At 45.6% G+C, this 12,772-nt stretch carries 16 protein-coding genes and 1 riboswitch; of the genes, 14 read left to right on the forward strand and 2 right to left on the reverse strand.

What is annotated here, in order from left to right; all coding sequences use genetic code 11:
* Positions 1-111 precede the first annotated feature (111 nt).
* A complete protein-coding gene (locus J7E78_RS12600) occupies positions 112-591 on the reverse strand; it encodes a glutathione peroxidase (protein ID WP_215076520.1) in 480 nt (159 codons plus the stop codon).
* A gap of 372 nt (positions 592-963) precedes the next feature.
* A riboswitch (cyclic di-AMP (ydaO/yuaA leader) is annotated at positions 964-1,139 on the forward strand.
* A gap of 115 nt (positions 1,140-1,254) precedes the next feature.
* Between J7E78_RS12600 and J7E78_RS12605 the strand changes: the two genes are divergently transcribed.
* Both J7E78_RS12605 and J7E78_RS12610 read left to right on the forward strand, forming a co-directional pair.
* Entirely contained in the window at positions 1,255-1,653 is a 399-nt protein-coding gene (locus J7E78_RS12605; protein ID WP_235193755.1) for an HAD family hydrolase, read from the forward strand.
* 138 nt (positions 1,654-1,791) lie between these two features.
* Positions 1,792-2,475, forward strand: a complete 684-nt coding sequence (locus J7E78_RS12610) for an HAD family hydrolase (protein ID WP_215076521.1) — start codon at positions 1,792-1,794, stop codon at positions 2,473-2,475.
* A 100-nt stretch (positions 2,476-2,575) separates the two neighbouring features.
* Here J7E78_RS12610 and J7E78_RS12615 read toward each other — a convergent pair whose 3' ends face one another.
* Positions 2,576-3,871 (reverse strand): Nramp family divalent metal transporter, encoded by a 1,296-nt coding sequence (locus J7E78_RS12615; RefSeq protein WP_215076599.1) that lies wholly within the window; start codon positions 3,869-3,871, stop codon positions 2,576-2,578.
* Between the two features lie 399 nt (positions 3,872-4,270).
* Between J7E78_RS12615 and J7E78_RS12620 the strand changes: the two genes are divergently transcribed.
* The 12 genes from J7E78_RS12620 (at position 4,271) to J7E78_RS12675 (ending at position 12,760) form a co-directional block, all read left to right on the forward strand.
* Positions 4,271-4,690: an organic hydroperoxide resistance protein gene (locus J7E78_RS12620; protein ID WP_211084131.1), complete on the forward strand. Its 420-nt coding sequence runs from the start codon at positions 4,271-4,273 to the stop codon at positions 4,688-4,690.
* Between the two features lie 210 nt (positions 4,691-4,900).
* Entirely contained in the window at positions 4,901-5,146 is a 246-nt protein-coding gene (locus J7E78_RS12625) for a zinc ribbon domain-containing protein (RefSeq protein ID WP_215076522.1), read from the forward strand.
* Between the two features lie 99 nt (positions 5,147-5,245).
* Complete coding sequence (locus J7E78_RS12630) at positions 5,246-5,524, forward strand: hypothetical protein (protein WP_036610814.1); 279 nt, start codon at positions 5,246-5,248, stop codon at positions 5,522-5,524.
* A 151-nt stretch (positions 5,525-5,675) separates the two neighbouring features.
* Positions 5,676-6,098 (forward strand): thiol-disulfide oxidoreductase DCC family protein, encoded by a 423-nt coding sequence (locus J7E78_RS12635; RefSeq protein WP_215076523.1) that lies wholly within the window; start codon positions 5,676-5,678, stop codon positions 6,096-6,098.
* Positions 6,099-6,165: 67 nt separating this feature from the next.
* Positions 6,166-7,029: a DUF6612 family protein gene (locus tag J7E78_RS12640; protein ID WP_215076524.1), complete on the forward strand. Its 864-nt coding sequence runs from the start codon at positions 6,166-6,168 to the stop codon at positions 7,027-7,029.
* Between the two features lie 144 nt (positions 7,030-7,173).
* Entirely contained in the window at positions 7,174-7,557 is a 384-nt protein-coding gene (locus J7E78_RS12645) for a VOC family protein (RefSeq protein WP_215076525.1), read from the forward strand.
* Between the two features lie 163 nt (positions 7,558-7,720).
* Entirely contained in the window at positions 7,721-8,935 is a 1,215-nt protein-coding gene (locus J7E78_RS12650) for a nucleotide-binding protein (protein WP_215076526.1), read from the forward strand.
* Positions 8,932-10,236: a CpaF family protein gene (locus J7E78_RS12655; protein WP_215076600.1), complete on the forward strand. Its 1,305-nt coding sequence runs from the start codon at positions 8,932-8,934 to the stop codon at positions 10,234-10,236. Before J7E78_RS12650 ends, J7E78_RS12655 begins: the two co-directional genes overlap by 4 nt.
* 40 nt (positions 10,237-10,276) lie before the next feature.
* The gene (locus J7E78_RS12660; protein WP_215076601.1) at positions 10,277-11,020 is read left to right on the forward strand and encodes a type II secretion system F family protein; all 744 of its coding nucleotides are present in this window, start codon (positions 10,277-10,279) and stop codon (positions 11,018-11,020) included.
* A gap of 12 nt (positions 11,021-11,032) precedes the next feature.
* Entirely contained in the window at positions 11,033-11,902 is an 870-nt protein-coding gene (locus J7E78_RS12665; RefSeq protein ID WP_215076527.1) for a type II secretion system F family protein, read from the forward strand.
* An 11-nt stretch (positions 11,903-11,913) separates the two neighbouring features.
* On the forward strand, positions 11,914-12,102 hold the full coding sequence (locus J7E78_RS12670; protein ID WP_215076528.1) for a Flp1 family type IVb pilin: 189 nt from the start codon (positions 11,914-11,916) through the stop codon (positions 12,100-12,102).
* Complete coding sequence (locus J7E78_RS12675; protein WP_215076529.1) at positions 12,086-12,760, forward strand: TadE/TadG family type IV pilus assembly protein; 675 nt, start codon at positions 12,086-12,088, stop codon at positions 12,758-12,760. Before J7E78_RS12670 ends, J7E78_RS12675 begins: the two co-directional genes overlap by 17 nt.
* The last annotated feature ends 12 nt before the right edge of the window (positions 12,761-12,772 follow it).

The raw sequence follows: 12,772 nt of genomic DNA on the forward strand, positions 1-12,772 counted from the left end.
TACCCAGCCTCTTACTCTACTTTTGAACAGTCTGACATCAAAGTTGAGAAAAAAGGCCATCCATTACCGTGGCAATGTTGCTCTACCGTCCGGCTATGGGTGGCCAATGTATTATTTTTGCAGCAAGTTCTTGATATCTTCTTCAATCTTGTCCGGTGTTGTTTTGGGTGCATACCGTTTCACGACCTGTCCGTTCTGATCCACTAGGAATTTGGTGAAATTCCATTTGATTGCTTTGGAACCGAGCAGGCCGGGTGCTTCTTTGCTAAGGTGCTGGAAGAGAGGGTGAGCGCTTGAGCCGTTCACATCAATTTTCTCAAACATGGGGAAGCTCACGCCATAATTCATCTGACAGAACTCGGCAATATCATCGGAAGAACCTTTTTCCTGTGCAAACTGGTTACTTGGAAAACCAAGGACTTCAAATGGCGCATCCTGGAACTTGTCTTGCAATTCTTGCAGACCTTTGAATTGAGGGGTAAGTCCGCATGAGCTTGCCGTGTTCACAATCAGTAACACTTTGTCACGGTAGTCGGACATTTCAACTTCTTGACCGCGAAGGGTATTCACTTTGTAATCATAGACTGTCATCTAAATCGCCTCCATTGATATACTTTTATATCTTCTATTATATTGGTTGCAATTAAATAATGCAAAATTAATATGGCGTTAAAAAAATCAAAACAGGCAAGTTGTGCAGAATGCGTGAATGAAATGCGTAATGATTTTCGTCAGAGTGAGAATTAGATAGATTTAAAGAGATGGATAGAGTATGACCGTGTTGTAAGCGCTATTATATGTGAGTATTGCCGAAAATCTGTCGATTCGGTGATCTGTGCGGACTTTACACCGTCATGGCACGGGTGTATGATTCATAACGTAATTTCAATTTATACTAAATTGTACTTGAAAAACGAAACAAACGATAATATCGCTCGATCTTATCCTTAAGATATACGAACGATGTTTTAATCGCTGAGTTTCCATTCATTGATGAGTGGAAAACGGGGGAACCAACAGAATGCGCTGTCCAGGACAGTAGGCATTCATGGGGTGAATTTTCCGGTGACAGCCGGAAATAGGGCGACTCTCGCGCCCGAATCCGTCAGCTAACCTCGTAAGCGTTAAAGGGAGAGGCAACAAGCCGTACGCTGGTTCATGGCGTTTTCGCCATGGGTTCTTTAAGAAGCGTTCGGGAGGCCTTGGTCCCCCACGCTTCTTTTTTGTTGTCTTTTCACGCCAAGGGAGGAACGAATGATGGATACTGAGATGATCTTAGTGACTGCTCCAAATGAAGCAGGACGCAAATTTATCAAATTGCTGATGTACAAAAAAATGCCGTTTGCCGTTCTAACCAACAGTGCAGGGGAAGAGCGCAGACTCCGTAGAATCGGAGTAGAACATGTCATTCGCATGAATACGGCTGCAGCTCAAAAATGGTTTTTGCCGCAGGGCAGCGTAGGCAACGTGTTTATTTTCGAGAACAGTCTGAATCTGACCTGTCGTTATTTGCAGATCTGCCGTTCATGGACATCGAAATCCCTGTGCGTCATTACGGAGCAGAGTCATCCCAAGGGCATCTATCGGGGCATGGGCGCAGACCGGATTGTATATTCGCTCAATGGGGAAGTTGGCTTTCTTCTCAATGGTTAATGCCATAGCTTGTGATTGCTCAGGTGTAAGGTGCCTGTTATAATTGAATGTATCAATAAACGGAAGTTTGAGGAGACTCGTGCATGATGGTGAGTCTTCTTTTTTATGGTTTTAGAGGTAGTTCAAGGAGGAATTGGCGTGCCGGATGTAGGTGGATTGAAATGGTTGTTTTTTGATGTTGGAGATACACTGGTGGATGAATGGGAGCCGGTTGATGATATTATCGGACAGTTCGTCCGCGAAGCCTGTGTATTGGGGTATCCGGTGAAGATTGAGGCGGTACGCGAACTGTTCGCGAGCTGTTACCGAAAATATGAGCAATGGCCTATGAGAGTGGCGATTCGCACATTTGTTGAAGACGAGGAACATCAGAAACAGATTCAGGACAAGCTGAAATTTCAAAAAGATCTTGAACGTCCTTTTCCTTCAGCGGATTCCGTTCTTCAGCAGTTGTCACGGTATTATCGCATTGGCATTATTGCCAATCAGAGTCCCGGAACGGAAGAGAGACTGGAGAGCTACGGGTTGCGGAAGTATGTTGATGTTCTGGCGTGTTCGGCTGAAGAAGGAGTGTCCAAGCCAGACCCTGAGTTATACGCTGTGGCCTTGAAGCAGGCCGGTTGTGAACCGGAGGAAGCCGTCATGATCGGCGATCGGATCGATAACGATATTATACCTGCTCGGAAGCTGGGCATGCGTACGATTCGAATGTTGCAGGGTTACGGAAGATTCCAGCCAGAACTATCGGATGACAAACGTGCGGATTGGACTGTTGATTCATTGGATCAACTTCTGCCATTACTGATGCCAAATCAGGATTAGATGATTGTTTAGCTGTATTGCAACAATAAAGGCTGATCAACTTGGGTATAGCATACCGGAGTTGATCAGCCTTTTTGATATTTAGTTGATTAGAATGAGATTAGAACAAGCGTATCGTCTGAATGATCAGATATACATTTAGCATAACGATAACAGCTGTAATGACCCATGAGATGATTTTGAGCCACAATTTGTTGGCGAATGCACCCATGCTTTTTTTATCACTCGTAAACATCACCAGAGGGATTACCGCAAAAGGTAATTGAAGCGACAGTACAACCTGGCTCAAAATGAGCAGTTCTTCTGTTCCATGTTCACCTGCAATGGCTGTCACAATTACCGCCGGGATGATGGCGATCAGACGTGTGACCAGTCTGCGCAGCCAAGCCGGAATTCGAATGTTCAGGAAACCTTCCATAACGATCTGCCCAGCGAGTGTACCTGTAAGGGTAGAGTTCTGACCTGATGCTAACAGCGCCACACCGAACAGAATACTTGCAACCGTTGTACCCAATAGAGGTGTCAGCAGATGGTAGGCATCTGCAATCTCGGCAACCTGTGTCATACCAGCACTGTGGAATACAGCAGCAGATACAATCAGGATGGCCGCATTGATGAACAGGGCCAGTGTCAGCGCGATTGTAGAATCCATGGTCGAGTAACGAATGGCTTCTTTTTTACCCTGTGGTGTCTGTTCGATCTGACGGGTCTGCACAATGGAAGAATGCAGGTACAGATTATGCGGCATCACGGTTGCTCCGATAATACCAATGGCGATATAAAGCATGGCCGGGTTTTGCAGAATCTCAACATTTGGTACAAAACCATGGAGAACACCGCCCATATCCGGTTTCGCCAGAAACAGGTCAATACCGAAGCAGAGGGCAATGGTCGCCATGAGCACAATCACGAGAGTTTCCAAAGCGCGGAAGCCTTTGTTTTGCAGTACAAGAATCAGGAGTACATCAACTGCGGTGATGATCACGCCGTATAACATGGGGATGTTAAATAACAGCTTTAATGCGATGGCAGAACCTATGACCTCAGCCAGATCGGTAGCTGCAATGGCGAGTTCACACAGAATCCATAACATCATGACAACAGGCATGCTGAATCGTTCACGACAGGCTTGAGCCAGATCCCGTCCAGTGACGATGCCGAGCTTGCCAGCCAGTGACTGAAGGACAACGGCCATCAGGTTTGATAACAGGATAACGGATAACAAGGTATACCCAAACTGTGAACCACCTGCAATATCTGTTGCCCAGTTGCCGGGGTCCATGTAACCTACGGCAACAAGGTACCCTGGGCCTACAAAGGCGAGAAATTTCTTCCACCATGCAGCATTTTGTGGAACTTTCATCGAGCTATGTGCTTCTCCAAGGGAAGGGGCCATGCCCGCAGTAGACAATGATTCTCTTGAAGGAGCGTTGAACGGATTTTTTTTACTCATACGATAATCACCTGACTTTGAATTATTGATTTGGAAATATTGTTGCGGGACAGCCCGCTCATGATATATCTAAATTTTTATGTTTATTGTTACATTGTACTCCTTCAATTATTTTTGTCTAGTGCAACTTTCATGTATCAGGACAAGATTTCGGCTGAAGCTTAAAAAATGCCCCTTTGTATACTACCCAACCTCAGGAAAATACAGCGATGAATGCTAATATGTATGAAAATGATAAAGATGTAAAAGCTGATAAAGAGTTAAAATGCGTTTCAAAATGAGCCAGAAGTTTAAATTAAAAGGAAGGCAGTAAAAACTATATGGATAAGGGAGAGATTCTTAATGGAAGCTTTATATACAGCAGTAGCGACAGTTAAAGGTGGACGTACAGGTTCGGTGACTTCTTCGGATGGCGTGCTTAAACATGATCTGAAAATGCCAAAAGAGCTTGGTGGCTCCGGTGGTGAAGGTACTAACCCTGAACAGCTTTTTGCCGCAGGATATGGAGCATGTTATGAAAGTGCCCTTGCCAATGTAGCACGTAAAGCAGGTGTGAAATTGGAGGATGTGGTCGTTACAAGTAACGTATCCATTGGTAAAGACCCTGCGGATGACGGTTTCCAGCTGTCTGTTCGTCTGGACGTGAGTATGCCTGGTGTGGATCACAGTCAAGCAGAAGATCTGGCCCGCAAGGCACATGATTTCTGTCCATATTCCAAAGCAACACGTGGCAACATCGATGTTGTTTTAAACGTAGTCTAAGATTTGACCCCTGGTAAGTAAAGGGAACATATAGAGCAGGGTATCCCAGATACCTGATGTTCGACGACAAAGCCCTGCTGGCAATCGGCAGGGTTTTGTGTTGGTTATCATATAAGGACATGATGCAGGAGATTAGATGCCAGATCGCGTACTATTTTACATAATTGCACTCCCACTTCATGCTACACATTCCATAAAGGGGGAACGAAGATGAGTATTGAAGAGATGATCGAGCGGCGATTTGTGTGTACAAAATGCAGGGGCACGGATTGTAACATTAAGGAAATTTCCATGTCAGGAGCAGGCCTGAGCAAGATGTTTGATATACAGCATAACCACTACCTGTTCGTGGCCTGTGCTTCCTGCGGGTATGTTGAAGTATTTGATCCGGATGTCTTGAAAGGGAAAAAACAGGGGCAGGTAGGGACTATTCTGGATATTCTGTTTGGCGGGTAGACATGCACGAGTTGACATTGATCTGAATTTTCTTTAATATAACTTAGTACTGAGTAGTGTCATTGCATGAACCAAATTTGAATTAAACAGGTGATATCCATGTCTTATAGACCGCGTATTGCAGATTTAGAATTAGCTTATGGTAACAAGGAAGACGGATTGTATGAATTCAAAATGAATTTGGTAGACGGTACCAAATGCCGTGTATTCTACACCCGTTCCCCGGAATGGAAGATGACCAATATCAGCCGTCTGCAGAAAACCCCTTGTCCAGTATGTCGCAAAGATTTCATTTGCAAATGTATGGACCAGTGGGCAAGTGACCTGCATCAACAAATGATCGATGACCAATGGATGGAAAAGGCAGTTACGGAGTAATTGTCGGACAGATACGAGCGTAGGCATAGTGCCTGCGCTCTTTTTCTTTTATTTCCCATTAAATAAATTCTTTAAATAAATTTAGAGTTAGTGAACAAGATGGCCCAGAATGGGTAAGTTACTCTAACCGCAACAATAGGAGGCAGCGAATATGACAGCAAATCAAACGGATGTGCACCAGGGACATCCCATCATACTGGTAGATGGCGTCTGTCACTTCTGCCAGGGCTTAACCAAATGGATTATCAAGCGTGACCCGGAAGGGAAATATCATTTTGCATCGCTTCAATCGGATGTAGCCAAGGAACTGCTGGCGAAGGGCAATTTGTCGACAGACCGTATGGATACCTTTGTGCTGATTGAAAATGGAAAATACTATACACGTTCAACCGCCGCACTGCGATTGGCTAAAGGTCTAAAATTTCCTTATCCGTTGTTATATGTGTTCATCATCATACCGAAATTTATTCGTAATGCAGTCTATAACTGGGTTGCTCGCAACCGTTATCGCTGGTTTGGCAAGGATGAAGCGTGTATGTTGCCTACACCAGAGATAAAAGATCGATTTTTGTGAGTGTGATTAATAACGGGAATAATTGGGTAATGACTACAGATCATATCTATTTTGGGAGGACAACAACTTGAAGAAGTGGACTACATTATTTATCGGAGCATTATTAGCAGTGAGCTTGGCAGCATGCGGGAACGACACAGATAATACGGCAACGCCGCCAGCGACCAACAATGAAACATCTAACGAGGGTAATACACCTGCAGAGCAGGAAACAAAGATTCCTACCTTGGACGAATTGATTACCAAAACCAATGCAGCAACCAAAGAAATGAAAAGCTTCACAACTGAAGCAAACATTGATCAGAATCTGAAACTGGATGCTGGTGAACAGTCCCAGGATCAACAGGTTAAAACATCGCTCAAGATGGATATTATCAAAGATCCAATGATGATTTATCAAGAGATGAATATGGAAATGTCGGGACAGGAAGCCCAGAACGTGAAGCAGTATATCACTTCGGATAAAATCTACTCCCAAGTTGGGGATCAATGGGTTGCGATTCCTGAAGCTCAAACCAAGGAACTGATTGAGCAGATGAAAGCAAGCATGAATCCCGAAGGTGAATTGGAGCAATTCAAAAAGATCGAAGAAGATACTGAAGTGACCGAAGAAGGCGATAATTATGTGATTAACGCTGACGTATCCGGTGATAATGTGAAGGAACTGGCCAAAGCCGTGATGGAGCAGAACGGATCGGATGCCCAGACGCAAGCCATGCTTGATCAGATGAATATCACCAGCATGAAGATGAAATATATGATCAACAAAGAAACCTACCTGCCTGCAAGTACAGACGTAACCATGGTCATGGAGATGGAACAGAATGGACAGAAAATGACGATGGACATGAAGATGAACAGTACATTTTCTAACCAAGATCAAGTGGAAGAGATCAAGATTCCACAAGAAGCATTGGATAGCGCTAAATAAAACATGCACCTCTGAACTAGATCTGTGTGAGCCGAGAGGTTTACCGGATTAGAATCAGGGGTATTTTTCTGTTTAGCAGAGATTATGGTCAGGGTTCAAGGTGTTATAGTATAGTCATATTGAAGTAGAGAGGGGAGATAAAAGATGATCGAATATGCACACATCCACCATGTTAGTCTGGCTGTACGTGATCTGGAAATCGCGAAGAAATTCTATTCGGGGTTACTGGGAATGCAGGAGATTGAACGTCCGTCTTTCCGCTCCACAGGTACATGGTATGCCATCGGTAGCCAGCAGCTTCATCTGTTACAGCACCCGGAGGGTCACACGTTACGCGAAGCTGGTATTGATACAACAGATGGCCACTTTGCGATCTGGGTCACCAGTTATTCAGGGACTATAGCCTGGCTGGAGCAGCAGGGAATTGAGTATGAAGCGAGACCTGACAGTGTGGCTGGATTCGCACAGATTTTTGTACTTGATCCTGACCGTAACATTATTGAGTTCGATTCACCGTATAACTCTTGAGGAAAAATGGGTTAGAATAAATCCCTTGCTCCCCCAGAAATTGTATGCTATATTATCCATACATTCATAGCACGTGACGGAAGCACCGTCCATATACTGCATATTCATGCGGTTATTGGACGGTGCTTTTTTTTGTGCTTTTTGACAGGGAGGGAAGGAAAAATTGATTGTACTGAAGGTTGTTCTGGTTTCAAAGGATAGAGATTACATTAGCGCCTGGCTTGATTATGTACAGGGAAATTCGTCTGGTCTTCATGTGCGTTTCACGGCATTCTCCCAAGAGGATTCGTTCAGGGATCACATGAATGAGCAAGAAGGTCGAGAATTACCGGATCTGGTTATTGCGGAACCGGAGTTTCTGAATGACTGGCTGAATAACGGGGGAGAAGTATCAGGTGTACCTTGGCTAATGCTTAGTGAAGGGATGGAAGAGGTGGATGAGGCCAAGCGGCTGATGAAATACCAACCCTTGCCTGCTTTGCTGGATGCTGTGATGCATGCTTGCCGGCAGCCACGCCGTAAGAAGGTTCACCATCCGGGGCAAGAGACTCTCTCCATCGGTGTAGTATCCGCTTCGGGTGGAAGTGGCAAAACGGCAGTGGCTCTGCACATGGCAAAGCAGTTGGGGCTCGCAGGTTATGCTGTACTCTATCTGAATCTGGAGACGCTGGATAGCACGCTCCCGTTTCTGGAAAAGGGACTAACTAGAAGTGGGCAGCGCCCGGATGCGGAGACGGGATTGTCACGTCTGTTATACGATCTGAAGGTGGGCAGAAAGGAATCCGGCAAGCAGTTGCAGGTGCAATCGAAGGGCGTAGATGGATATGTGGTCCGGCATGAAGCGCTGAAATCCGATCTGTTCTGGCCATTATCGAATCGGAAAGAACTGTTGCAAATGACTCGTGAGGATACGTCGAATCTTCTTCGTTATTTAACGGATTGTGGACAATATGACGTGTTGATTCTGGATGGGGATTCCGGTTGGGATGGGCGCAGTGAAGGGGTGCTGGATACAGCAGATGCCTTTGTCTGGCTCGTTGAGGATGATATATCTGCCATGCATCGATGGGGACAATGGTTAGAGCATGCTGAGCGTACGAAACCAGATCTATACGAAAGTATGCTGGATCGTTCACGCTTTGTGGTTAACAAATATCGGGACAATGTCGTTAATACACTCCCACGCCCTGATCTGCATCTGGATGCAGTGTTGCCCTATATCCCTTCTTGGAAGCAACTCAGTCAGGAGGAAGTCATGCTTAGTTCTCCGATCTTCCAACGTGAAGTGAAGAGATTATGTGCCATGCTGGTACAAGATGGCGAAGAAGAATTGAAGCAGACGGGACGAATTCAGAAGCAGGATCGGTGGGCACTATGACGGATTCATCCAATATAATACTGGATCGTGAAGAACAGTTTCAGATGATGCGCAGGGAAGTCAGGGCTGGCCTCGATTTAACCTCTTCCGCAGGAGATGATGAACTGTGGCAGGGGATAGAACGCAAAGTTCTCACTGACCCCAAGTTGGATGATCTGACCTCAGGAGAGCGTCATACGCTGGTACAGCGATTGTTTGACTCTTTTCGTGGATTGGATATTTTGCAGCCACTCGTGGATCATCCCGATATTACGGAGATTATGATCAATAGTCACAAGGAGATTTTTGTGGAGCAGGAAGGTGAAGTCAGCCAGATCACCCTTGAATTTGAGTCCAGGGAACGGCTCGAGGATATTATTCAGATGATTGTGTCCGGGGTAAACCGGATTGTGAACGAGTCTTCTCCAATCGTAGATGCCCGTTTAAAGGATGGTTCGCGGGTCAATATCGTGTTACCTCCTATTGCCTTGAAAGGACCCACGATGACGATTCGTAAATTCCCCAGTGAACCGATGAAGATGTCTGATCTGATTGAAAAGGGAGCTCTGCATGAAGAAGCGGCAGAATTATTGCAGCAGTTGGTACGGAGCAAATACAACATCTTCATTGGAGGTGGGACCGGATCGGGAAAAACGACCTTTCTGAACGCATTATCCCAGTTTATCCCTGCCGATGAACGGATTATTACCATTGAGGATTCGGCTGAGCTACAGATTGTAACGGTACCGAATCTGGTGTCACTGGAAACGCGGAATGCTAACACCGAGGGCAAGGGGCAGATATCTATTCGGGATCTGATCAAATCTTCATTACGGATGCGTCCTAACCGGATTGTGATTGGTGAGGTAAGGGGCGCAGAAGCGCTGGATATGTTACAGGCCATGAACACCGGCCATGATGGAAGCTTGTCAACTGGGCATGCGAATACCATCTCGGACATGATTAGCAGACTCGAAACGATGGTACTCAGCGGTGCGGATCTTCCGATTGCGGTTGTACGACAGCAGATTAGTTCAGCAATCGATATTTTTGTACATCTATCCCGGCTGCGAGATCGCTCACGGCGGGTGACAGAGATTAGTGAAGTGATTGGTATGCAGGACGGTGAGGTTTTGTTGAATCGATTGTTTCGTTTCCAGGAACAAGAAGAGCGTGAAGGCAAAATTATTGGCGGATTAGTACAGGTTGGAAAGTTGAATCAGGTGGATAAAATTCAGATGGCTGGGCTTGGGGAATGGCTGGATGAATACATAGAACAATATAGTGTTGAAACATATTCGTCAGATAACAACGTGAATTAAAGTCATTGGAAGGTGATTACTGTTGGGTGAAGCCAGACAGATGTTGACGGATTACACCGCATATACGCTTTCCCGGAGACAACGAATGGTCTGTATGCTGATTAGTGGTCTGCTGTTTTTTGGCATCGGAATTCTGTTCTACCATCACTGGTTGGCTGGAGCAATTCTGGCTGCGGGTTGCATATGGGTGCCAAAACATTGGACTAAAGTGCTGTTGGAACGAAAAAGAATGACACTCAGTTTACATTTTAAGCAAGCGTTATATGCATTATCTTCGGCACTTGCGGCAGGAAAATCGGTGGAAAATGGATTCAAGGAATCCGTGGAGGATTTGCGAATGTTGAACCCGGAAGCCGATACCGATCTGATTCGTGAGTTCACGATATTGCGGACACGGATGGAGTATGGACAACCAATCGAAGAGGCACTACAGGATTTTTCGGATCGGGCTCAGATTGAGGATATTACGAACTTTGCAGATGTGTTCATTACGTGCAAACGAACTGGCGGGGATCTGGTTGAGGTTGTGCGTCGTACCTCTGCGGTGATTGGTGAGAAGCTGGACATTCAGCAGGATATTATGGTCGCGGTATCGCAGAAAAAGTTCGAATCAAAGGTGATGTTTGCAGCACCATTTATTTTTCTGATATTCCTCAATCTGACTGCCAAAGACTTTATGGAGCCGTTGTATAGCGGGATGGGGTACCTCATCTCTAGTGGTGCCTTGGCAGTACTCGCCTGCTGTTATCTGTGGATTAATCGCATTATGGATATCAAAGTATAAGGAGCTGAAACGATGCTGCTTCCCGTTATAGTCGCAGGGATGCTCGGAGCTGGATGGCTGTTGCTGGATCGAACCCGGGGGCAGACCTACCGGCATCTGCGCAAGCTGGATATAGAAGGATTACGACTGAAAAAATTGCATGGTCCCTTCCTGTTTATATTGGACAAGTTCGAGATTGGACGCAGATTATCAGTGCTCATGTTTCGAATGCAACATGCGATTCAGAAAATGTATGGCATACAGCACAGTGGAGAGAAAACGATGCTATATTGCGCCGAAATGTTGACCTACACGTGGCTCATGTTGCTGGTGGGCTGCCTGTTATCACTCGTTGGAGATATGGGCATCGGAGGCATGGCAGGTGGACTCGCATTGGGTATAGCGTTACCTTTTGCACTCTATAAAGACCTCAATACCAAGGTCCAACGAAGAGATCAGGACATTCTTATGGAGCTGCCCGAGCTGCTGAACCGAATTGTTCTGTTGGTGGGCGCTGGGGAGACCGTTCAGCATGCCATTGTTCACTGTGTGACAAGCCAGGGCGAACGGGATCATCCGCTGTACAACGAACTCAGAAAGACCGTGGGAGATTGGAATAACGGTTATTCGTTTCAACAGTCATTTGAACAGTTCAGTCGCCGCTGCGGTGTACAGGAAGTGACGATTTTTACGACAACGGTGCTGCTGAATTTCCGGCGTGGGGGAGGTGACTTTGTATTGGCGCTGCGGGATCTGTCACATGTGTTGTGGGAGAAACGCAAGGCTGTCAGTCGGGCCAAGGGAGAACAGGCTTCTTCCAAACTGGTGTTTCCGATGGTACTAATCTTTTTTACGATTGTGGTCATGATCGGGGCACCTGCTTTTATGATGATGAATATGTAGGAGGAATTGGGATGATGGATGTGTTAAAGAACAAGGTAAACGTATTTTGGGAGGAAGAGGACGGTCTCGGCACGTTGGAGCTGATTTTGATTATCGGGGTTATTATCATTATTGCTTTGATTTTTAAAAACCAAATTAAGACGTTGGTAGAGAGACTTTTGAAGAATGTTAGCGATAAAAGTAATGAATTTTTCGAATAACAGGTTCAAAAAAGAAGAAGGGAGCTTCACCGTTGAAGCTTCCCTGATCTTCCCTGTTGTGCTGTTTATTCTTGTGTTATTGCTTTTTTTCACCATGTACATGTATCAAAAGACATTCCTGAATCAACATGCTTATGCAGCTTCCGAACGGGCAGCCTATAGCTGGGACAACAGTCACAAACAGGCGATGACAGGTGAATATGTTGCTGGAGAACATGACAATCTGTACTGGAGATTAACGGACGATCGTATGCTTGGAACGCTGTTTGGCTGGGCGGGAGCGGATAATCAGGTTAGCGTTTCTGTACCTGCTAGTGAAGGCGGAAGTTTCTCGGAACAGAAATTAGCACAAGCGGTGCAACATATGCCCTCAGCCATGAAAGGGACGATTGAGTATCAGAATTCTCTGATTCAGCGGAAAGTAACAACCAAGCTGGAACAAGTAATTTCTTTGCCTCTTCCTTCTTTTTTGTTCGATTCAGGTAACCGTGTACTGACCCAGGGATCATCCGCAGTTGTTGAACCGGTTGAATTCATTCGAACGGTCGATCTGGTCCGTTATTACGCAGCCAAGTTTAAAGGCAAAGGCGGTGAAGCCGCGAGTACTGCTGCGGAAGCAGGACAGGTTGTACAGCATTTTGGCAAAAGCAAAAAGTGAGAAAAGGAGGAG

The sequence above is a fragment of the Paenibacillus polymyxa genome (assembly GCF_018614975.1).
GTDB lineage: Bacteria > Bacillota > Bacilli > Paenibacillales > Paenibacillaceae > Paenibacillus > Paenibacillus polymyxa_E.